This window comes from Halopseudomonas sp. T1L2 (genome assembly GCF_055397385.1).
In genome coordinates this window covers 1,630,645-1,651,091 of sequence record NZ_AP040865.1, presented here as the reverse complement: position 1 = coordinate 1,651,091, position 20,447 = coordinate 1,630,645, and the positions used below count along the sequence as shown (strand labels likewise).

18 protein-coding genes are annotated in these 20,447 nt (G+C 60.4%); 2 read left to right on the top strand and 16 right to left on the bottom strand.

The genetic code is table 11. The features are described 5' to 3' along the window. Together ACZ5WQ_RS07670 and ACZ5WQ_RS07665 are read left to right on the top strand one after the other, a co-directional pair. Complete coding sequence (locus ACZ5WQ_RS07670) at positions 1–1,497, top strand: CoA-acylating methylmalonate-semialdehyde dehydrogenase (protein ID WP_464383500.1); 1,497 nt, start codon at positions 1–3, stop codon at positions 1,495–1,497. Between the two features lie 203 nt (positions 1,498–1,700). Further along, positions 1,701–2,789: a GGDEF domain-containing protein gene (locus ACZ5WQ_RS07665; RefSeq protein ID WP_464383499.1), complete on the top strand. Its 1,089-nt coding sequence runs from the start codon at positions 1,701–1,703 to the stop codon at positions 2,787–2,789. A 4-nt stretch (positions 2,790–2,793) separates the two neighbouring features. Here the strand turns inward: ACZ5WQ_RS07665 and ACZ5WQ_RS07660 are convergent, their stop codons facing one another. The 16 genes from ACZ5WQ_RS07660 to ACZ5WQ_RS07585 all read right to left on the bottom strand — a co-directional run bounded on the left by ACZ5WQ_RS07660 (position 2,794) and on the right by ACZ5WQ_RS07585 (position 20,432). Then, positions 2,794–3,609, bottom strand: coding sequence for an inositol monophosphatase family protein (locus ACZ5WQ_RS07660; protein ID WP_464383498.1), 816 nt, complete (start codon positions 3,607–3,609; stop codon positions 2,794–2,796). Continuing rightward, positions 3,602–4,126 (bottom strand): retropepsin-like aspartic peptidase RloA3, encoded by a 525-nt coding sequence (gene rloA3, locus ACZ5WQ_RS07655; RefSeq protein ID WP_228246119.1) that lies wholly within the window; start codon positions 4,124–4,126, stop codon positions 3,602–3,604. Before rloA3 ends, ACZ5WQ_RS07660 begins: the two co-directional genes overlap by 8 nt. Before the next feature lie 147 nt (positions 4,127–4,273). After that, positions 4,274–5,890: a Vgb family protein gene (locus tag ACZ5WQ_RS07650; RefSeq protein WP_464383497.1), complete on the bottom strand. Its 1,617-nt coding sequence runs from the start codon at positions 5,888–5,890 to the stop codon at positions 4,274–4,276. Between the two features lie 106 nt (positions 5,891–5,996). Further along, complete coding sequence (locus tag ACZ5WQ_RS07645) at positions 5,997–7,850, bottom strand: ABC transporter ATP-binding protein (RefSeq protein WP_464383496.1); 1,854 nt, start codon at positions 7,848–7,850, stop codon at positions 5,997–5,999. Between the two features lie 118 nt (positions 7,851–7,968). Then, on the bottom strand, positions 7,969–8,748 hold the full coding sequence (gene cysQ, locus ACZ5WQ_RS07640; protein ID WP_269687065.1) for a 3'(2'),5'-bisphosphate nucleotidase CysQ: 780 nt from the start codon (positions 8,746–8,748) through the stop codon (positions 7,969–7,971). Positions 8,749–8,812: 64 nt separating this feature from the next. Further along, positions 8,813–9,442 carry a transposase gene (locus ACZ5WQ_RS07635; RefSeq protein WP_464383495.1) on the bottom strand — a complete coding sequence of 210 codons (630 nt, stop codon included), beginning with the start codon at positions 9,440–9,442 and terminating at the stop codon, positions 8,813–8,815. 127 nt (positions 9,443–9,569) lie between these two features. Beyond that, positions 9,570–9,950: a VanZ family protein gene (locus tag ACZ5WQ_RS07630; protein ID WP_464383494.1), complete on the bottom strand. Its 381-nt coding sequence runs from the start codon at positions 9,948–9,950 to the stop codon at positions 9,570–9,572. A gap of 2 nt (positions 9,951–9,952) precedes the next feature. After that, positions 9,953–12,076, bottom strand: coding sequence for a YjbH domain-containing protein (locus ACZ5WQ_RS07625; RefSeq protein ID WP_335598712.1), 2,124 nt, complete (start codon positions 12,074–12,076; stop codon positions 9,953–9,955). Beyond that, positions 12,069–12,848 carry a capsule biosynthesis GfcC family protein gene (locus tag ACZ5WQ_RS07620; protein WP_335598711.1) on the bottom strand — a complete coding sequence of 260 codons (780 nt, stop codon included), beginning with the start codon at positions 12,846–12,848 and terminating at the stop codon, positions 12,069–12,071. The genes ACZ5WQ_RS07625 and ACZ5WQ_RS07620 overlap by 8 nt, the downstream gene beginning before the upstream one ends. Continuing rightward, entirely contained in the window at positions 12,845–13,492 is a 648-nt protein-coding gene (locus tag ACZ5WQ_RS07615; RefSeq protein ID WP_464383493.1) for a YjbF family lipoprotein, read from the bottom strand. The genes ACZ5WQ_RS07620 and ACZ5WQ_RS07615 overlap by 4 nt, the downstream gene beginning before the upstream one ends. 11 nt (positions 13,493–13,503) lie before the next feature. After that, entirely contained in the window at positions 13,504–14,622 is a 1,119-nt protein-coding gene (locus ACZ5WQ_RS07610; protein ID WP_228246110.1) for a polysaccharide biosynthesis/export family protein, read from the bottom strand. Between the two features lie 93 nt (positions 14,623–14,715). After that, positions 14,716–14,988 carry a hypothetical protein gene (locus ACZ5WQ_RS07605; RefSeq protein ID WP_269687070.1) on the bottom strand — a complete coding sequence of 91 codons (273 nt, stop codon included), beginning with the start codon at positions 14,986–14,988 and terminating at the stop codon, positions 14,716–14,718. Positions 14,989–15,104: 116 nt separating this feature from the next. Continuing rightward, the gene (locus tag ACZ5WQ_RS07600; RefSeq protein WP_335598710.1) at positions 15,105–15,422 is read right to left on the bottom strand and encodes a hypothetical protein; all 318 of its coding nucleotides are present in this window, start codon (positions 15,420–15,422) and stop codon (positions 15,105–15,107) included. Positions 15,423–15,493: 71 nt separating this feature from the next. Beyond that, positions 15,494–17,719 (bottom strand): polysaccharide biosynthesis tyrosine autokinase, encoded by a 2,226-nt coding sequence (locus ACZ5WQ_RS07595; RefSeq protein ID WP_335598709.1) that lies wholly within the window; start codon positions 17,717–17,719, stop codon positions 15,494–15,496. A 46-nt stretch (positions 17,720–17,765) separates the two neighbouring features. Further along, entirely contained in the window at positions 17,766–18,200 is a 435-nt protein-coding gene (locus ACZ5WQ_RS07590) for a low molecular weight protein-tyrosine-phosphatase (protein WP_088273935.1), read from the bottom strand. Positions 18,201–18,488: 288 nt separating this feature from the next. Then, positions 18,489–20,432 carry a bifunctional diguanylate cyclase/phosphodiesterase gene (locus tag ACZ5WQ_RS07585; RefSeq protein WP_464383492.1) on the bottom strand — a complete coding sequence of 648 codons (1,944 nt, stop codon included), beginning with the start codon at positions 20,430–20,432 and terminating at the stop codon, positions 18,489–18,491. Positions 20,433–20,447: the final 15 nt, after the last annotated feature.

The following is a 20,447-nucleotide window of genomic DNA, read 5'->3' as shown; positions in this document are numbered from 1 at the left end:
ATGAACAACATCACCCATTTGATCGACGGCCATCCGGTGGCTGGCAGCGGCCGCAGTGCCGACGTGTTCAACCCGTCCACCGGCACCGTCAGCGGTCAGGTACCGCTGGCCGATGACGCGGTCATTCAGCAGGCCATCGATTCGGCCAAGGCCGCTTTCCCGGCCTGGCGCCGTACCCCGGCGGCCAAGCGCGCGCAGATCATGTTCCGTTTCAAGCAATTGCTGGAAGAGAATGAAAACGCCATCGCAGAAATGATCAGCGCCGAGCACGGCAAGACCATCGAGGACGCCATCGGCGAACTCAAGCGCGGTATCGAGAACGTCGAATACGCCTGCGCCGCCCCGGAGGTTCTCAAGGGCGAATACAGCCGCAATGTCGGCCCGGATATCGACGCCTGGAGTGACTTCCAGCCGGTTGGCGTGGTGGCAGGTATCACCCCGTTCAACTTCCCGGCCATGGTGCCGCTGTGGATGTATCCGCTGGCCATCGTGTGCGGAAATTGCTTCATTCTCAAGCCGTCCGAGCGCGATCCGAGCTCAACCCTGTTTATCGCCGAGCTGCTGCATCAGGCGGGTCTGCCCAAGGGTGTATTGAACGTTGTGCATGGCGACAAGCAGGCGGTCGATGCGCTGATCGCCGCGCCCGAGGTCAAGGCGCTGAGTTTTGTCGGCTCAACCCCGATTGCCGAATACATCTACGCCGAAGGCAGCAAGCGCGGCAAGCGTGTGCAAGCGCTTGGTGGTGCCAAGAACCACGCGGTGCTGATGCCCGATGCGGATCTGGACAACGCGGTCAGCGCATTGATGGGGGCTGCCTACGGCTCCTGCGGCGAGCGCTGCATGGCCATTTCAGTGGCGGTTTGTGTAGGTGATCAGATTGCCGACGCACTGGTCGAGAAACTGGTACCCCAGATCAAGGCGCTGAAGGTTGGTCCGGGCACTACCTGCGGTCTGGATATGGGGCCGCTGGTGACCGGGCAGCATCTGGATAAGGTCACCGGCTACGTTGAAGACGGTGTGAAAGCCGGCGCCGAGCTGGTGGTCGATGGTCGCGGGCTGAGCATCGATGGCCACGAACAGGGCTTCTTCCTCGGTGGTTGCCTGTTCGATCGCGTCACCCCTGAAATGCGCATCTATCAGGAGGAGATATTTGGTCCGGTGCTGTGCGTCGTGCGCGTGAACAGCCTGGAAGAGGCCATGCAACTGATCAACGATCACGAGTACGGTAACGGCACATGTATCTTCACCCGTGACGGTGAGTCGGCACGCCTGTTCTGTGATGAGATCGAAGTCGGTATGGTCGGCGTCAACGTACCGCTGCCGGTGCCGGTTGCCTATCACAGTTTTGGTGGCTGGAAGCGTTCGCTGTTTGGTGACCTGCATGCGTACGGTCCGGACGGGGTGCGTTTCTACACCCGTCGCAAGGCCATTACCCAGCGTTGGCCCAAGCGCGCCAGCCATGAAGCGGCGCAGTTTGCGTTCCCCAGCAACGGTTGAGGGGCTTGTCTCAAGGCCGCCTTCGGGCGGCCTGTTCGTTTTGGTTGTCTTTGTTCGCCCCCGTACCCTTGGCTGTGTTCCCTGATGGCTTGATTGCGACTTTATACGCCTGTTCAGGTTGGCGGCCGGTGATGTGACACCTACAATGTCAAGGGTTACGCATTTTGCGTTCTGCCAGCGGGTTCAGGAGCGAACGTCCAGGCATGTCACATAAAAACAACGCGGATATGCACCGCAGTGAGCAACGTCCCGAGTTCTGGGCTTTGTCCATGCGTTGTTGTCAGTTAGCCGCAACCGTCGACATCTGTTTCTTTTTTATTTTCCTTTGGCTTGGCTCGCCAATTCTGGCCTGGATCAACGTGATCAGCGTTGCCATGTATGTTTGGGCCTATCGTGCATTTCGCGATCGCGCCAACCGCCTGGCAATCATGCTGATCCGCACCGAGGTGCTGGTGCATGCGGCACTGGGAACGGTGATGGTTGGCTGGGACAGCGGTTTCCATTACTTCCTGCTGATGTTCATTCCGGCGCTGTTTGCCACCTTGCGTGAGCGCAGCGCGTGGATTCTGGCAGTCTGCCTGTGGGGCTATTACGTTGGTCTGTATGTGTTGATGTGGTTCATTGAACCGCTGCAGCCGATCTCGGCCAACGCGCTGCTGTTCGTCAATATCTTTAACTTCACGACCGTTTTCCTGATGTTTGCCTACCTGACCATGTATTACGTGGTGACGGTGACCCGGGCGCACCGGCGACTGGCACGCATGGCGACCACCGACCCGTTGACCGGCCTGTTCAATCGGCGGCATATGGTTGACCTGACCGAAAAGCTGCTTGCCCGGGAACAGCGTCAACAGGGGAAGCTGACGCTGATGCTGATGGACCTTGATCATTTCAAGGACATTAACGACCAGTATGGTCATGAACTGGGAGATCGGGTGCTGCAGCGGGTTGCGCTGCTATTGCGTGATCAGGCCCGTGAACAGGACTTTGTCGGCCGCTGGGGTGGCGAGGAGTTTCTCGCGGTACTGCCGGAAACCGATCCGGAGCAGGCCCTTGTAGCCGCAGAGCGGATTCGGGCTGCGGTGCAGGCGCTGGAATGGACTGATCTGAAGCCGGGCCTGCAGGTCACGCTCTGTGCGGGTATCAGTCAGTTGAATGACCGGGAAAGCTTCAGCAGTGCCATTGCCCGTGCCGATCGCGCGCTTTACCGGGGCAAGGCGCACGGCCGCAATCGAGTGGAGCAGGCTCGCCTGGGTGATGCAGGTCTGGGGCTGGCAGAACAACCCGTCTGATGGCCTAGTCGGCCTCAAGGGACGGGCCAATCATCCCGGCGACCTGATCGTATACGCCGGGGCAGGTGACCAGGTAGGGGTTGCCCTTGAGTAGCCCTTCGCCGCGCAGGAAGTTGTTGCTGCGCCCGCCGGATTCAGCCAGCAGGGCCAGGCCGGCAACACAATCCCAGCTTTTCAGACGGGTCTCGTAGTAACCCAGCAGCCGCCCGGCGGCGACGTAGGCGGTCATCAGTGCGCCCGAGCCGTTGCGCAGGAACATCCCTCCTGCGTCCAGCAGTTTGCCCAGGAACGGCATGAAGTGCTGCTTTCCGTCTGCGTAGAAGGTACCTACACCCAGTAAACCGGCGTGCAGGTCGGTTGCCTCGCTGACCCGTATCGGTTGCGCGTTGACCCAGGCACCGAAACCGCGACCGCCATGAAACACCTCGTCGTGATTTGGGTCTGCTACGACGCCAATGGTCGGTACGCCATCGACCAGCAGGCCGATGGACACGCACCAGTTGTGCAGGCCGTGGAGAAAGCAGGCGGTGCCGTCAATGGGGTCAACCACCCAAACACAGCGTGCATTGAGTCGCTCGGCGCCGGTTTCCTCGCCAACAAAGCCGTCCTCGGGGAACGCGGCCATCAGCTGCGCACGGATGAAGTCTTCGAGTTCGCGGTCGGCAGCGCTGACCATATCCTGGTTAAAGCCGCCCTTGTGCTCTACCGCCAGCTGATCGCGCTGGCGATAGAGGGTCAGACCGCGCTGAGCCGCCTCGCGTGCCAACTGGCAGGCCAGCTGGTAGCGACTGTCGAGATCCTGCTCAGAGGCGTCATGCATTGCCGGTTGTGCAATCGGGAGAGGTGGTGAAGGTACGCGAGCTGTCTACGTTGCCCAGTCGGTCCAGAGTACGACGTCCCAGCAGAACCGGGTAATGCATATTGCTGCGGTCGCGCAGGGAAAACTCTTCATTCAGGCGCTCGCCGGCAACACACACATCCATGCGCACGACCGGACGCTGTTCCGAACCACCGGCACCGCGCACGCGAAGATCGCGCTCCAGAGGTCGCTCAAAGGTTTCGCTGATCAGACGGTCTGATTTCAGGTCTTCCAGGGTGACCTTGAAACGCACCCACTGCTGACCGTCGCGCTCGAAGCGCTCAATATCCTCGGCGTGCATGGAGGAGGTGAGTGCACCGGTATCGAGCTTGAACTTGACGGTCATGTCGGCCGGCTCGATGACGCCATGCTCGATCCAGCCGAGGTTACGGGGAGATTCAGCGTGAGCCAGAGGGGATAAAGCGGTGACGCCTGCAAGCAGCGCAGGCAGGAACAGATTCTTGAAAGTGGAAGGCATCGGAATGTCTCCTGTTTACAGCCATTTCAATATGCACAAATGGAATGACCACGGGAAGCGGTAGATAATTCCGCTCCCCCTGACAGGAAAGGGTCCGTTTTCACTATCGAGGGCGGGTCGCTGCTGTCTTTGCATCGACCCGCTCTATCACTGAGGGGTTAGTCGATAGAGGCCGTTGTCGATGTCGGAGGCGAAGTATACGCGCCCCTGTGCATCCGCCGCCAGAGCCGTTGGAATACCGGTTGGAGGCATCCCGGGCCCGGGTTTGAGGCCTATCGGCAGCTGCTCGGCAGCGATTGTGCTCTCACCGGTTTGGGGGTTGATGGTTACCAGGCGCTGGGCGCTCGGCTCGGCTACCAGGAGGTGGCCATCCGGCAGCTCGGCAAGCCCCTCCGGCAGACGCAGGCCTTCGGCTACGCTGGTCAGTTCACCCGTGGCAGGGTTGAAGCGGCTCAGGACGCCGCTCATTTGCGTCAGATAGACCATGCCGTCACGCGCCCGGATCATCTGCACGGGGCCTTGCAGCCCGTTGAGGACGTCGATGCGCTCGCCAAGATCAGCCCCCGACAGCCTCAGCAGCTTGCCGGTGCCCATTTCGCTGACCAGGATACTGCCATCTTCCAACTCAACGGCCGCCGACGGGGCATTGAGCTGATGGACCATCGCCAGCGTGCTGTTGTCGGCGCGGCTGATCAGTTGCAGGGTGCCGGTCGAGAAGCTGGTGACCAGCAGGCGCTCTTTGCCGAGGCCGACATTGATCGGGTACTCGGCGTCGGAACCGTGGGCCCGGCGTAGGTCGGTCACCTTGCCACTGGCGGTGTCGATCGCACGCAGTGCGAAAACGTCGGCGATATACAGGGTCTTGCCGTCTTCGCTCAGGGTCAGCCCGGCCGGAACCGCCAGTTCGCCGCCGACAATCTGCCGGGCCTCGCCGGTCTGCGGGTTGACCCGGGTGATGCGGTTGTTGGCCATGTTGGACACGTAGATGTTGTCCTGCGCGTCCAGCGCCAGATTATCCAGTGCGCTGTCCAGCTGGGCGATCACACGGGTTTCGCCGCTGCGCTGGTCAACCTGTTTGAGTTGCCCGCTGAAGGTATCGATGGCGTAGAGGTTGCCCTTGGAGTCGAAGTTGGCTGCAGCCGGGGTCTTGAAGTCGCTGGAGATGACCTTGATCTCGCCATCTTCCGGGTTGATGCGTACCACCTGGCCCTTGAACCAGAGCGGGCCATACAGCCAGCCGTCGGCTCCGACTTCGAAGCCATTGAAGCCGCCCATGTCCTTGGCGATCAGTCTGGGTGGTTGCTGGCCGGTGCGGTCGATCTCCCACAGGGCATCGCCGAGAAATACCTGACTGGCGTAGAGCGCGCCGGTTTCGTCGTTGAAGTCCAGCGAGTTGATGCCGGGCAGATCGCTTGCGAGCACCTGGATCGGAGCGTCGTCGTTGTCCCGATACAGCACGCGGCCGGAGTAGAAACCAGTCCAGGCCATCTCGCCGTTGGGGCCGATGGCGATGTCGTCGGCCTGGCCGTCGTCCGGGCCGATCAGGGTGCTCACGCTGCCGTTGTCGATATCAACCTGGTAGATGCTGTTGCCGACCACGCTGCCGGCAAGCAGGCGGCCCTGCTTGTCGACGGCCAGGCCGTGGACGCCCTTGAACGGGGAGGGGGCAACGATGACTTCAGGGCTTGAGTAGCTGGTGGCGAGCGCCAGAGGAGCCAGGCTGCACAGCCCGGCCAGGGCCAGAGCCCGCATGGGAAACTTCATTTGCGATCTTCCTTGTTGTTATTGATCTGCTCCGTGATTCTAGACCCTCATAGCCGCCCGTGCGGGCTGCATCATCTGGCTTGATGACGGCGGATAAGTGCAAGGCTCAGGCCGGCTCGCCGGTTTCTTCCAGGTCTTCGCCGATGAATCCGCCGGATTGGCGCGCCCACAGACGGGCGTAAAGGCCACCCTGTGCCAGCAGTTCGGTATGGGAGCCCTGTTCGATGATCCTGCCTTGCTCCATCACCACCAGTCGATCCATCTGCGCGATGGTGGACAGGCGGTGAGCGATGGCGATGACGGTCTTGCCGTCCATCAGCCGGTTCAGGTTCTGCTGGATGGCGGCCTCTACGTCGGAGTCCAGTGCCGAGGTGGCCTCGTCAAGGATCAGGATGGGCGCGTCCTTGAGCATGACCCGGGCGATGGCGATGCGTTGGCGCTGACCGCCGGACAGTTTGACGCCCCGCTCGCCAACGTGGGCGTCGAAGCCGCGACGACCCTGTGCATCCTCCAGGGTTGCGATGAACTGATCTGCTTCGGCGTCTCGGGCTGCCTGCAGCATCAATCGCTCATCGGCGTCGGGACGACCGTAGAGGATGTTGTCGCGCACAGAGCGATGCAGCAGCGAGGTGTCCTGGGTGACCATGCCGATCTGCTCACGCAGACTGTCCTGCCTGACCTCGGCAATATTCTGGCCATCAATCAGAATGCGCCCGCTTTCAACGTCATAGAAGCGCAGCAGCAGGTTGACCAGGGTCGATTTGCCGGCGCCGGAGCGGCCAACCAGGCCGATCTTCTCGCCAGGACGGATATGCAGGTTGAGGTGATCCATCACGCCGCCGCCCTTGCCATAGTGAAACTCCACGGACTCGAAACAGATATCGCCCTGCGTTACCCGCAGCGCCGGCGCCTGTGGCACGTCCTCGACAAGCTGCGGGCGTGAGATTGAACTGATGCCATCCTGCACGGTACCGATGTTTTCAAACAGCGCCGACAGTTCCCACATGATCCACTGCGACATACCCCACAGGCGCAGCACTAGGCCAACGGCGACGGCCACGGCGCCGACGCTGATACTGCCTTGCACCCAGAGCCACAGCGCCAGCCCGGCGACGCCCAGCAGCAACAGGGCATTGAGCAGGTAGAGCAGGGTATAGAGGGTGGTGACCAGCCGCATCTGGGTGTAAACGGTGGTCATGAAGCCGTCCATGCCTTCGCGGGCATAGGCGGATTCGCGGCGGGCATGGGAGAACAGCTTGACCGTCTGGATATTGGTGTAGCTGTCAACAATTCGGCCGGTCATCACCGAGCGCGCATCGGCCTGGGCTTCGGCGACGCGGCCGAGAATCGGGATATAGTGCCGCATCAGTAATACATACCCTACCAGCCATCCCAGCAGAGGCAGCATCAGACGCCAGTCGGCGTTGCCAACCAGCAGCAGGGTGCCGATAAAGTAGACGCAGATGTAGTTCAGCACGTCGATCAGCTTGATCACGCATTCGCGCACGGCCAATGCGGTCTGCATCAGCTTGGTTGCGATGCGGCCGGCAAACTCGTCCTGGTAGAACGCCATCGACTGCCGGAGCAGGTAGCGGTGGACCAGCCAGCGGATGCGCATTGGATAGTTGCCCATCAGCGTCTGGTGCGTCATCAGGCTGTTGACGAAGATCAACGCCGGCAGTGCGACCAGCACCATAAAGGCCATGCCCGCCAGCTTCCAGCCTTCTGTTTGCAGGAAGGTGTCGCGGTTCTGGACTGAAAGCCAGTCAACAATGCTGCCCAGAAAGCCGAACAGCCAGACCTCGGCAATGGCAATGCAGGCCATCAGCAGCGAGGCGAGAATGATGTAAGGCCAGGCTCCACGGGTGAAGTGCAGGCAAAATGGCAGCAGCCGGCGCGGTGGTTCGCTCAGCTCTTCGGTGGGAAAGGGGTCAAGACGTTTTTCGAACCAGCGGAACATGCATCGGGCCTGCGAGGTGAGCTATAGGGCGGGCCGAGCATTATGAGCGCCGCCGGGGCGAGGCTCAAGCCGGCACTGCCTTGTGTGTCTCTTGGCGCAAATCGATATCGGATCGTTCTCAGAAGAACGGCAGGCCACCGCTGGCAACAAAATGCGGGTTCTCGAAACCGGGTTTGCCATAGAGCAGCGGTGCGCCATCGAACGTCTGGATCTGGCCGCCAGCGGCCGCGAGTACGGCATGACCCGCTGCAATATCCCACTCCATGGTGCGTCCCTGTCTCGGATACAGGTCTGCCTTGCCCGCAGCGATCAGGCACAGTTTCAGTGACGAGCCTGCGTTGATCAGGTTACGAACCGGGCGGCCGGCCAGCAGCCGCTGGAGTGCGTCTGCATCGCCGTGAGAGCGGCTGGCCAGAACGTCCATGCCATCAGCGGCAGGCTGGCGCACCCGAATCGCGTGTCGCCCGCTACTGTCCTGGTAAAACGCCCCCCCGGCCAGTGAGCCGGTGTACAACTGATCCAGGGCCGGAGCCAGAACCACCCCCAGTATCGGACGTCCGTGCTCAATCAGGGCAATGTTGACGGTAAATTCGCCGTTGCGGTTGACGAACTCACGGGTACCGTCCAGCGGGTCGACCAGCCAGAAGCAGTCGTCGACATCAGGGATGTTGCCGGCTGCACAGGCTTCTTCTGCCACCACCGGAAAGGACAATGGCAGGGCGGCCAACCCCTCAAGAATAATGGCTTCGGCCTTTTCGTCGGCTTCTGTGACCGGAGAGGCATCCGCCTTGCCCCGCACGGCAAAATCGCTGTGGTAGATATCCATGATCAGCCTGCCGGCCGCACGACTGAGCGGGATGAGTGCATCTACGAGCTGCTGTTGGTCACTGGCCTGCATGGCGGTTCCTGAAACGGTTGAGCGGGCCTGAAGGATACCATCAGGTTTCGCGCAACAGGGTTGTTCAGTTCATCTTGGCGGACAGACTCGACCAGCGCCACTCGGCAGGCTGAGTGCACAGTCCGGCTGCGACCGGACTGTTGTGGACCTGGCGGATGGCGGGCGGTATTTCCCGTGCGTTCGGAATGTAGCGATCCCAGTAGTCGCGCATCCACAGCATGCGTCCGGGTGTTGGCAGTTGCAGCTCTTCCTTGTGCATCAGCATCCAGCGAGTCGTAGCTGTTTTCCAGGCCTGGACGATGCGCGGCATTGAGTAGGTGGGTTCAAGCAGGATGTGGGCGTGGTTGGGCATGATGCACCAGGCGATCAGCTTGTAGCGCTTGCGGTTGTGCAGCTCCAGCGCGTCGGTCAGCTCGGCAGCCATCAACGGGTGCTGCAGCAGGCAGCAACCCTTGCCTTGCTGCAGTACTTCTTCCAGTTGCTGACGTCGCTGCAGTGCCCGCTGGGCCTGCGGGTAGTCCCTGATGGCGTGACTGATGATGCGCTGGCTGCTTTGCGGAATGGCATCGGCCAGTTTCAGGGTAATCAGTTGAACATCATAGGGGATCTGACGTTCGGGCTGAGCGCTGGGGCGCTGCCAGCCTTGCCAGAGATGGGTGCGATCGAATCGGGGGCTGAAGTAGTCGCGGGACATTGATCTTCCTTGTCGTTGTTCCAATGGGAACCTTAGCAGCGGGAAGCTGGAAGTCCTGACGATGAATTCAGAAGATGTGATGCAAATAGTGTTTTTGGCTCGAGCATGGCTCGAATGGGTGAGGTGGCTAAGATCGAACCTGCCGGGTCAACATCAGCCAGGCTGCGATCAGCAGTAGCCCGGCCACCAGTCCGGTGCTGTTTGCCAGAATGTCTCCCCAGTCGGGGGAGCGGGTGGGGTGCAGTGACTGGACCAGTTCAACAGCCAGTCCGACCAGGCTCATAAAGCCGGCGCGGAACCACCAGCGCCAGCGTGGAAAGGCTGCAAAGCTGAGCAGGGTCAGGGCAAAAATGCCTCCGGCGTGATAACCGGAGGCCTGCCAGGCATAGGCTGTGGGGGGCGGTGTTGGGCGCATGCCCAGGTACAGGCCCAATGCGAGCAGTGCAAAGAATGTCAGTTTGAACCACAGGCTGTAGCGCACCATCAGGCGCTCGATGAGCAGCTTCATGGTCAGCGTGTCAGATTCTGAAAGCTATTGTCGAAACGGTCCAGATCCCGGTCTTGAGTCAGACGGTAGAGTTCATAGTTACGCCAAAGCTTGGCGCCACCATCTCGGGTCAGCGGGTTCCAGCTGAGCGTACCCACGGATTTGGTCGAACTCAGGAAAAAGGCGTCGAAAGGCACCCTGAGGTAAACACCCTTGTCGAAGCTGCCTTCGCCAAACTCTTCCTTGGATACGTCGGTAAAGGTTGCCCAGCCACCAAACTCGAAGCCGTTGCGGAAGCGTCTGGACAGATCAATGGTACCGCCAATGTCCCCGGCCAGATAACGACCTACGCTGCCTTTGATCAGCACGTCATGGAAACCGGTGCGCAGGTAGCCGGTGACATGGCCTGTCAGCGTCGAATAATCACGGAAGCTGAAGTCCTGTCTGTAGCCACGCTGCTTGACCCAGTTGACGTCTACGCCAACCGCCCAATCGACACCATGCGGCCGATAGAGCACCTCAGCGCCAATGCCGCCGTACATGTCTTCCAGCAAACCGGCATACGCCATGCCGAACCAGTCCCGATTGATCTGCTCGGTCTGCGTATATTGCAGACGGTTCAGCTGAACGTCGGAGCTCGTCAGGTACTGGCGCAGGTCCGTACGAACACGCGGCAGGTTGCTTGGACCGTCGTATTCGAACTTGTCATAGTTGTTCAGCAGGTTGATGCCCACTGTGCCATCAAGCCATTTGTTGCGGTCGAAGTAGAACTGACCGTTGGCGCGCAGCAGGAACTGGTAGAGGATGAAACTGTCCGGGCCGCCCACGTTCTGCCGGTAGCCGAGTGCCAGGCCTGCGTTGGCTCGATCAAGCTCACCGTTGTACACCTCGCCACCCTGGCGTACCGACGGAACCGCGTTCTCCATGCCATAACGCAAAGCACGACGGTCTGTTTCGAAACGTTCGTATTCACGCAGTGTCTGCGCATTCACGCTGGTCTGGTTCAGCGCCATGCCGTAGGGCTTGTGTACCAGCGTGTACCAGTCGTAGCTGCCTTCTCCCAGACTGTTATCCAGCACCCGGGCGGCTCGACTCATACCCTCCGCATCGCTGGGATAGGTAGTCTGTTGGCCGGTAATGACTACCTCATCACCGTTGACGGCGATGCTCTCAACCGCGATCCCGGCGTTATCTTCCAGCCTCTGGCTGATATTGGCCCAGTCGATATCCGCGCCATTGACGCCTGCGGGAAGCGGGCGGCGGGGTTCGGGAGCCGGGTCCAGCAACTTGGGTGGGCGTTGTACGGACTTGACGTTGGAGCGCAGGGTAATGCCGAACATGGCCGTATTGCCGCGCTCCCAGGCTGCCGTCAGGTCAACGTTGCTGCCCAGGCTGTAGAGCACCCCCAGGTTGACCGGGTGGTCCTGCGCCTGGTTGTTACGGAACGGTTCCGACTGGTAATCGTTACCCTCAACCTCCAGTTTCAACCGCACGTTGTCCCACGGCGTCTGGTACTCGATACCGCCGAACAATGCGGGGCGACCACTGAAATAGCTGCTGGTATTCAACGTGCCGCCGGGGTCGTCGTTGCGGGCACGATCATCAAAACTGTCGCTGATCAGCGACAGGGGATTGCCGAAGTCACCGCGGTTCCCGATGTAGCCCCAGGCTATGCCAAGACTGAAATCCAGGTCGTAGAAGCGTTTGTTGGCGACGATGAATTCACTCGAGAACAGGCCGGTACCGCCGATGTCGCGAAAACCCAGAGCAACCTGCGGCAGCCAGCGACTCTCTTGCCAGAGTCGAAACTTGGCATCGATTGCCTTGTCTTTCAGGCTCTGGTCGCTGAAACCCTCGTCGCCATAATTAATGTTGCTGATCGCGATATAGCGGATGGTACTTTCCAGCCACGGTAGCGGTTGCACCGAAATGCTGTAGCGTGAGTAGGGCGAGGTGCGGTTGGCATTGAAGCTGAACTCGCCTGCTGGTGCCATGCGTGCAGTGGGCGTTTGCAGCAGACCGACACCGCCAAAGTCGTGCTGGGTAGTGCGGTAGCGCGGGTTCTCACTGGCCAGTGCGCAGCTGGCTCCGGCGGCCAGCAACGGTAGCGTGGATACGGTGGCCAGTCGACGAAGCAGGTTACTCATGGTCTGCGGAAGCCTCTACGCCGGTGTACTGGGTTGCAAGCAAGGCTGCCATCTCGTTATTGAAGGTATTTCCGCTGTCACTGAACAGCGCCGCGCGCAAGGGGACATAGATCATGCCGCCCTCTGCGAGCCAGGCATCTTCGCTGTTCCATGATGCAACACCCAGACGGGTAACAGCCCCGTCCGGTTGTATCAAATAGATCTCGTCGGGGTTTGCTACCCAGTGACGTGGGCACTGATCGATATATCGTTGGGGACGCAAGCCCGATACAAAGTCCAGAGTGCAGGTCGCAGTGACCGCTCCGGTAACCTTGATCGTGCCGGGATTTGCCGGGTAGACCAGATGATCGCCAGGCTCAAGCAGCGGATTGTAGCGAGCCAGGCGCTGCTTCAGCGGATTCATCTCGGCCTGGATTCTGCCGGTTATCGGCATTCGCTGTACCTGCTCCTGCAGATCGGAAAGCAGATCCGTGAGGGAATTGTCGCCGATGGTCGCGGCCTTGACCCGGGCGGTGCCCAGGTCGAACAGAACGCCCGCCTTGAGTTTGCGTTGGTCCGGCTCCGCGCTCTCACGCAGCAATGCGGCACCCAATGGCCAGCTGTTAACGCTGACGCCGGCTGACGTTGTCAGATCCAGCAGGCGTAATCCGTCCCGCCAGGCGTACTCTCCGGGAGTCTGAACCTGCCCCTCAACCATCAGGTTGCTGGCCATCAGCGGTGCGACGTACAGCGCAGGGATCAGCGCAAGCAGCGGAAGTGTCAGCCGTTTCAAGGTTGCTTGCCCCGAGCCGGTTGGTGGGTAAACAGCAAGTCAAACGTTGGCAGGCCGGGTGCCGGATTCTGGATGCTGCGGCGCACGCGGCCGGTCTCCGGGTCGAGCCAGTAGTAATTGGTTGTCTGGAAACCAATCTGCTCCATTCGGATATGTTCGTCGATACGTTGCAACGATTGCTGACCGATTGCCTCAAGGGGGCCGCGATAGTAGACCGCTTCCTGGTGCAGGCCGGTTTGATAGGTCAGCGGCAGATCTACCAGCCGGCTGATGCGGGTACCGTCGGCTACGCCAATCAGGTCACTGCGGAATGGATCGTTGGCTGCGAGCGGAACCAGAACTTCGACGTCCATGCCAACCAGCTGGGTAATGCGGCCGTTATCGGTCTCAAGCTGTTCGGTCACACCTCGCCACTGAATCTGGCCGTGGCTACCGGGCGGCGCAATAAACAGTCCCTGAGCACTGGCGGTGGACACCAGCAGGGTGTCTGCGCGGGGATCGTTTACCCGCTCCGCCGGTATGCGATTACGGTCTTCGTCAAACAGCAGTCGAAAGGAGCTGATGGTGTCTGACGTCAACGAGTTGCAGGCTGTCAGCATTAACAGCCCGCACAGCACCGCACCGGTCCGTAGTGAGATCGTCACTGTCAGACCTGTCAGTTGTCGTTACGCAGATCGTCGTAGTCGCTACCCACCCGAACGGCGGTACCGATGATATTGGCGCTCGGGAACAGCTGGCTGACGAAGCGATTCCAGCGTGTGATGCCGGCGGCGCCAACGAATACCACGTCCTGGGGCCGCATTTCGAACTGGTCGGCCAGAATAAAGGCGGATGGCGATTGGGCGTTCAGCTGGAAGATGGTCGCTTTCTCGGTTTCCAGGTTTTCGACACCACGGATAACGTAGACCTCGCGGCCGCTGGACGTTGCGGGGGAGGGGCCGCCGACAGTTGCCAGAACCTCGCTGAGGGTCATGCGGCTGGTGCTGTAGGACAGCGCGGTCGGCCGTGCTACTTCACCCATCACAAAGACCTTGCGTGCATCGTTGAGCCCCAGATGCAACTTGTCACCGGCTTTGAGATAGATGTTGCCGATGTCACTGGGATGGCTGGTCAGGTAGTCGTAGTCCAGTGTAAAGACCTGGCCGTCGCGGATCAGATTCAGGCGAGACAGGTCGGCGCGCTCGCTGTCGATACCGGCCTCACCGATAGCCTGCAGCAGCGTCAGCGGCTGCGAGGTAATGGCGCGGAAGCCGGGCTGCATGAAGGCGCCGCTAAGCGTTACCTTCTGGCTGTTATAGCCAATGATGTTGATGTCGACCTGGGGCTGTTCGATGTACCGGGCGAGCCGTTGGGTAATGACCTTGCGCAGCTCTTCCTGAGTCATGCCGGCAACCTGGACGCTACCGATGAACGGGTAGAACAGGGTGCCGTCGTCCCTCACGACGCGGGCGTTGGCCTCGGTGGCCTGTTGCTGGCCGCCCGGAACTGTCAGTTCGGGGTGATCCCAAACGGTGATGAACAGGCCGTCGTTCGGGCCGAGACGATAGTTGTCCGGGGTGTAATCCAGCAGGGCTGCCGGTACCTGACGGTTGGGCTGTACGGCCTGTTCCTGGGTCAGCACCTTGGGCGTGATCTGGACCATTTCGACCAAACTTTCCTCGGCGGAGTCTTCGGCCAGCAGCCTGTCGGTATCCATGTGCATGCCGGGAGAGAACATGCAGGCTTGCAGAAACAGGGCTGAGAGGCTCAGTGCGGCGAGAGGAAAGCGGTTCATAGGTTTGATCTTATTCGCGTTGTTGTCGGTACAGAACAAAAAGCCATCTGATGTTAAGGGTCAGATGGCTTCGATTGCTTCAAAAGCCGATGTTCAGTTGGAGCCGGTGGTGCCGGTTCCGCCTGCGCCATCGGAGCTGCCGCCAGAAGAACCGGCTGCAGCTGCAGCACCGGCAGCCAGGCCAACACCGAGAGCTGCACCACCCATTCCACCCAGGCCCCCTTGGGCGTCAGGCAGGGTGTCGCCGTTCTGGGTCACGGTCGGATCGTTGACCTGTTGGGTAGTATCATCCTCTGATTGGGCATATGTGACGCTGGAAGCAATCAGCAGGCCCGCAGCAATAACTGAAACCAGTTGCGTTTTCATGGGTATCTCCTTGAGTCCGTGAGCGCGTGCCCACCTGATTATACGCAATGACCTTGGCAAGGGAAGTGCAGGCCGTGTGCTACTGTGGTTGGGCAGGCGTGCGCCCAACCCGGTTGTCAGTTGGTACCGGTAGAACCGGTGGTACCACTGGTGCTGTCGGAACCGCCGCCGGAAGAACCCAGTGCTGCACCAGCGCCAATGGCTGCCGTCACACCCAGGGTCCAGCCGCCAAGATTGGAAAATCCGCCTTGAGGCTCGGGCTGTTCGGCGATATTGGTCGGCGGCATGGAAGCAGGAGGGCGCGGCAGGTCCTGAATCTTGGGCGGTTGCGGCTGAAACCAGCTCCAGGGCTTGTACCAGAGCGATTGTGCCTGTGCGGCGCCGGCACCAAGCAGCAGGCTGAGAGTGACTCCTGAAATGATCTTGTGCTTCATGTTTGTTCCCGAATAGGTTGCTTTCGCTGGCATCGAGTATACGTCACGATGCCGGCGCGTACAGTACTGCGTTACTTTTTGTCCGACTTGTACTCGTACTGGTAATAGCCGTAATTGCCGTAGCCATAGGCCGAGGCTTTCTTCTCGACTGCGTTGAAAATCGCCCCTTTGATCTCGACACCATTGTTGCGGAAGCGTTGCAGGGTTTGCTCCACTTCCTTCACCGGGTTGAGGCCAAAGCGCGAAACAATCAGGCTGGTGCCGGCCAGGCGGCCAACCAGAGCAGCGTCGGTCACAGCCAGAATCGGTGGCGTGTCGACGATCACGAGGTCATACATGCCACTCAATTGCTTCAGCAGTGATTCGAAGTTCACATGCATCAGCAGTTCGGACGGATTCGGCGGAATCTGGCCGCGCGGAATGAAGTGCAGGTTGGGTACTTCACTCTTCTGCAAGGCGTCGGCCAAGGTGTGGGTATTGACCAGCAGGTTCGACAGCCCGGGCTCCGCCGGCAGGCTCATCAGCTTGTGGGCGTAGCCCTTGCGCATGTCACCGTCGATCAGTACTACCTTCTGACCGGCCTGGGCGACAATGGCAGCCAGGTTGGTGGAGATGAACGACTTGCCGACACTGGGGCTGGGGCCCGAGATCATCAGAATATTGTTGCGTGCTTCCATCATGGCGAAATGCAGGCTGGTGCGCAGGCTGCGCAGGGCCTCAATGGAGAGGTCTGCCGGGTTGGTAGCTGCCAGCAGTTGCGAGTTCTGGGTGATGGTCTTGCCTTTGGCATTGCGCTCGATCTGCTGCTGATCCTTGCTGAACGGGACGGACGCGTAAACAGGCAGGCCTATCTGCTCCAGCAGCTCAGGGTTTTCGATGCCGCGATTCAGTGCGTGGCGCAGCAGGGCAATGGCAACGCCCAGCATGCCACCCAACAGGGTTGCCAGAACGACGATCAGCGCTTTCTTCGGCTTGACCGGCTGGCTGGTATCGACCACCGCATCGTCAATGATCCGGACGTTACCAACCGTGCCTGCGCGCACCACATCCAGCTCCTGCGAGGTGTTGAGCATCGCGGTATAGATTTCGGTACTGACCTTCACATCCCGCGACAGGCGCAGCAGCTCTTGCTGGGTAGCAGGCAGATCGCCGACACGGTCAACCAGCGCATTACGGCGGCTGTTCAACTGATTGAGCTGTTCCATCAGCGCCTGATAGCTGGGGTGCTGGCGAGTGAAGCGGCGCTCCATTTCCGAGCGCTTGAGCTGCAGCTCCGAGATGGAGGTGTCCAGCTCGACCACCTGATCCAGAACCGCCTGGGTCTCGAGGGTGATGTCGACCGATCCGGCTTTGGCCTGATAGGCATTCAGCGCCTGCTCGGCTGCTTCGAGCTGGCGTCGGACGGTGGGCAGCTGTTCCTTCAGGAAGTCGAGGCTTTGCTGGGCCTCTGCGGATTTTCGCTGGACGTTTTGCAGCACATACAGGCGGCTGACTTCATCAAGAATCCGGGCTGCATCGGCCGGGCGCGGACTTTCCAGGTTCAGCAGAAGAATACCGGAGTCGCGACCCTTTTCACTGACGCCGATGTCACGCTGATAGGCGAGGGTGGTGCTCAGACTGTTGCGCTTGGTGACCAGAAACTCGGTTCCGGGGTTGGCAATCAGCTTGGCGATCTGGACACGAAAGCCCTGTTCTTCTATGCGGGTACCGACTTGCCCCTCGAGCAGCAGCTCATCTTCACCATTGAGCAGCGCGAACTGTCCCTCAGCCCCCGCCCGCAGGATAAGCTGCTTGCCTTCCCAGGCTGCGGGCACCTCAAGCTGAAAGATATCCAGCTTTTCCCCGCCCCAGGCGTAGCTGTCCATGCCGAGCAGCGCGTCAGCAACCGGCTGTTGTTCCGTCGGGCTGTAGCGACGGTAGAAATACGAGCCGATCACGGGGTACAGCTTGGGTTCGGCTACCACATCCAGCTTGAGATTTTCGACGGTCTGACCAATCACCTTGCGTGACTTCAGCAGTTCGATTTCGGTCGCAGCGGCGCTGGTACTGGCGAACATGTCGGCTGCACCGGCATCGCCAAGCAGACCACCGAGCCCGCTGGATTTCTCTTCAATCTGGATTACCGCATCGGCCCGGTAGATGGGCGTTGCCAGCAGCACGTAGGCAATACCGACGAACGCAAACACCAGTGTGCAGATGATGATGGTCAGCTTGTGATCGATCAGAGCGCCCAGCAGGGCCAGCAAGTCGATTTCGTCTTGGTTGTTTTGTGCGGCGGCGGGGGTGCTGTTCTGCATCAACAATCAGGTTCCGTGACAGAGTAGGGCAAAGGGTGTAGGGCGATTAAAGATAGCGCAACCAGGCAGTCGTTGCCTTGTCGAGTACCTTGAAAACGTGCTCGAACGCGGGCAGTTGCTGACGATAGGGGTCTGGTACTTCAGCATTGTCCAGCCATTTGCCGATCAGCAGCGCCTTGCCGCGGGTCTCGGGTGCCAGGCTGTGGAGTTTTTGCAGGTGACGCTGTTCCATGGCCAGGATCAGATCCGCCGCGTGCAGCATCTCGGGGGTGACTTGACGGGCCCTGTGCTCTGGCAGCGTGAGGCCGGCGGCGGCCATCACCTGTGCGGCTGAGGCATCTACCGGTTTGTCCACGAGTGCTCCCAGCCCGGCAGAACTGACGGTGATGCCTTTGCCGGCGAGCTTTTGCTGCAGCAGCGCCTCAGCCGTAGGGCTGCGGCAGATGTTGCCGACACAGACAACCAGAATCTTCTTGATCATAGGTTCGCAGGCCTTTGCCTTTGCCAGGTACGCCATCGCAGTCACAGGCTGTCTGGCGTCGTCAATTCATCCCTTGGGCCGGGCATGATAACAGGCTCTGCACGGATGAGAACCCATGGATGTTGCAAATCTGGCGTCAGCAATTTGATGTGCAATGTGCCTCCGGTTGGGCGATAAGGCCTATTCAACGCATTGTTCCAGCGTATTCGCGTCAGACTGTTGCCTTTTATCCCTTTGACGCGGCTTAACAAGCTGCAGGGTCAGGCGCAGATTCGTCGACCGGAAGAATCAGTCGCGCCACTCTCCCGGCTCGGCCAGCGCCCGGCCTTGCATGGCCTCAATGCCCAGTTGTTTCAGTGCAGAAACCTCGCTCTGGCTCTGTACCTGCTCCGCGATCAGCAGCAGGTCGATCCGTTGCGCGGTGCGCACCAGTGCCTCCAGATACAGATGCTTGTCGCTCTCGGTATCCAGGTCGCGGATGAAGCTGCTTTCGATCTTCAGGTAGCTCAGGCCAATAAGGGCCAGTTCGCCGATCAGACTGAGCTGGCGGCCAAAGTGCTGAAGACCCACTTGCACGGACAGCGGACGCAGCTCCTGAGCCAGGCTGGCCAGGTCGTCACACCCTTGCAGGTAGCGCGCGTCAACTTCCAGCGTCAGATGGGCGGCCTCGGTTCGATGCTGCTCCAGCAATTGGCGGATCTGCTTGCGATGCTCTGCATTGTGCAGCGTGTCATTGGTAATGCTGAGTGCCAGCGGGCCCGGGTGGCGCTGAAGGTGGGACAGGGCCAGCCCGACCATGCAGCGATCGAAGGCGGGCGATAGCCCCAGGCGCTCTATCCATGGCAGAAACTGGCCGGCCATCATGAGTTTGCCATCAGTGCCCCGCAGGCGAACCAGAGCCTTCTGATGCAGCAGTTGCTTGAGATCGTGGCCGTGCAGTACCGGCTGGAAGTGCAAGGTGAAGCTGAAGTCCTTCAGCGCGGCTTCGAGCAGCTCGCGCCAGTCGTGGCTGCTGCCCGGTGACTGACTGCTCTCGTTTGCTGGCTCATAGCCGGGCTGGATGGTTGCGCCGTTCAGGCTCGACTCGGTCATGGCCTGATCAAGTCGCCGCAGTACTTGCTTGCTGTCATCGCCAACCCGGTAGCCGGTAATGCCGAGTTCAATTGGTTGTGCTTCGCCGAGCGACGTCAACGTCTCCAGCGAGGCAACCTGGTTTGCCAGTTGTTCGGCCAGCTTGCGAATGTCGGCAAGGTCGCCGCCTGGCGCCAGAGTGAGAAATTCGCCACCGCGTGAGCGGCAGCAAAGCCAGCTGGGGTGGGCGTTCTGCAGGGCCTGCAGCTGGCCGCCGATGCTTTTGAGCAGCGCGTCTGTGCTAGCTGCGCCGAGTTGCTGGTTGATCCGGTTGAGGTCGGATACCCGCAAGCCGAGCAGCATGCCGTCGGGATTTTCCGTCGAGGTGAGTGCTGCGGCCAGTGCATGATCAAAGGCCAGTCTGTTCGGCAGATCTGTCAGAGCGTCATGGTAAGCCTGACGGCGGTAATGCTCGGTCCGGGCGGCCTCTTCCTCAAACAGGGTCTTTAGCTTGCCGACCATTTGGTTCATGGCGACGACCACGTGCTTGAGCTCGGGCGTCCGGGGGATCCGTGGCAGCGTCCGATACTCGCGCCGGGTGATTGCTTCGGCCTGGTCGGCCATGGACATCAGCGGCGTCAGCTGACGCTTAAGCAACAGAGCGCCGAGAAGGGCGCTGAACAACCCGCAGGCCACCAGCCAGGCCAGGGTACCCAGGGCGCTGTCCCAGAGTTTGTTCAGGGCGAACTGCGGATGGCTGACAACCTCGACGCGTGCGGACTGTTGCCAGCCGTCCATGACGATAGCGTCACCGGCCTGCTCCTGCAGATTGACCAGGTTGACGAACCAGCCAGGCGCCTTGGTCTCGTCAAGGCTGCGTGTGCGTTCAACCAGAACCTCGCCGTTGCTGACCGCATAAACGCGAATGCGGGCGAAGTAGCCACTGTCAAAGATCGAGCTGACCATCAGCTCGATCATGGCCGGATCTCTGACGTGGGGTGTCAGGGACAGGCCAAGCGCGGTAGCAGCGTCCTGAGCATGGGAGCGCAGCTGGGTCTGCAGCTGGTTGCGGGAGCTTTCCAGACTGACGATGAAGCTCCCGCTGAAGGCGACCAGCAGGAACAGACAAATCGCCAGAATAAGCTGTTTGACCAGTGACATGGTTGGGTCCTCTTG

Bases quoted from the DNA above. Each gene is read 5' to 3' on its own strand.
- ACZ5WQ_RS07600 (WP_335598710.1), bottom strand. From the start codon at position 15,422: ATGAAGCACAAGATCATTTCAGGAGTCACTCTCAGCCTGCTGCTTGGT.
- ACZ5WQ_RS07630 (WP_464383494.1), bottom strand. From the start codon at position 9,950: ATGAAGCTGCTCATCGAGCGCCTGATGGTGCGCTACAGCCTGTGGTTC.
- rloA3 (WP_228246119.1), bottom strand. From the start codon at position 4,126: ATGCCTTCCACTTTCAAGAATCTGTTCCTGCCTGCGCTGCTTGCAGGC.
- ACZ5WQ_RS07665 (WP_464383499.1), top strand. From the start codon at position 1,701: ATGTCACATAAAAACAACGCGGATATGCACCGCAGTGAGCAACGTCCC.
- ACZ5WQ_RS07585 (WP_464383492.1), bottom strand. From the start codon at position 20,432: ATGTCACTGGTCAAACAGCTTATTCTGGCGATTTGTCTGTTCCTGCTG.
- cysQ (WP_269687065.1), bottom strand. From the start codon at position 8,748: ATGCAGGCCAGTGACCAACAGCAGCTCGTAGATGCACTCATCCCGCTC.
- ACZ5WQ_RS07660 (WP_464383498.1), bottom strand. From the start codon at position 3,609: ATGCATGACGCCTCTGAGCAGGATCTCGACAGTCGCTACCAGCTGGCC.
- ACZ5WQ_RS07595 (WP_335598709.1), bottom strand. From the start codon at position 17,719: ATGCAGAACAGCACCCCCGCCGCCGCACAAAACAACCAAGACGAAATC.
- ACZ5WQ_RS07625 (WP_335598712.1), bottom strand. From the start codon at position 12,076: ATGAGTAACCTGCTTCGTCGACTGGCCACCGTATCCACGCTACCGTTG.
- ACZ5WQ_RS07605 (WP_269687070.1), bottom strand. From the start codon at position 14,988: ATGAAAACGCAACTGGTTTCAGTTATTGCTGCGGGCCTGCTGATTGCT.
- ACZ5WQ_RS07610 (WP_228246110.1), bottom strand. From the start codon at position 14,622: ATGAACCGCTTTCCTCTCGCCGCACTGAGCCTCTCAGCCCTGTTTCTG.
- ACZ5WQ_RS07590 (WP_088273935.1), bottom strand. From the start codon at position 18,200: ATGATCAAGAAGATTCTGGTTGTCTGTGTCGGCAACATCTGCCGCAGC.
- ACZ5WQ_RS07650 (WP_464383497.1), bottom strand. From the start codon at position 5,890: ATGAAGTTTCCCATGCGGGCTCTGGCCCTGGCCGGGCTGTGCAGCCTG.
- ACZ5WQ_RS07635 (WP_464383495.1), bottom strand. From the start codon at position 9,442: ATGTCCCGCGACTACTTCAGCCCCCGATTCGATCGCACCCATCTCTGG.
- ACZ5WQ_RS07670 (WP_464383500.1), top strand. From the start codon at position 1: ATGAACAACATCACCCATTTGATCGACGGCCATCCGGTGGCTGGCAGC.
- ACZ5WQ_RS07645 (WP_464383496.1), bottom strand. From the start codon at position 7,850: ATGTTCCGCTGGTTCGAAAAACGTCTTGACCCCTTTCCCACCGAAGAG.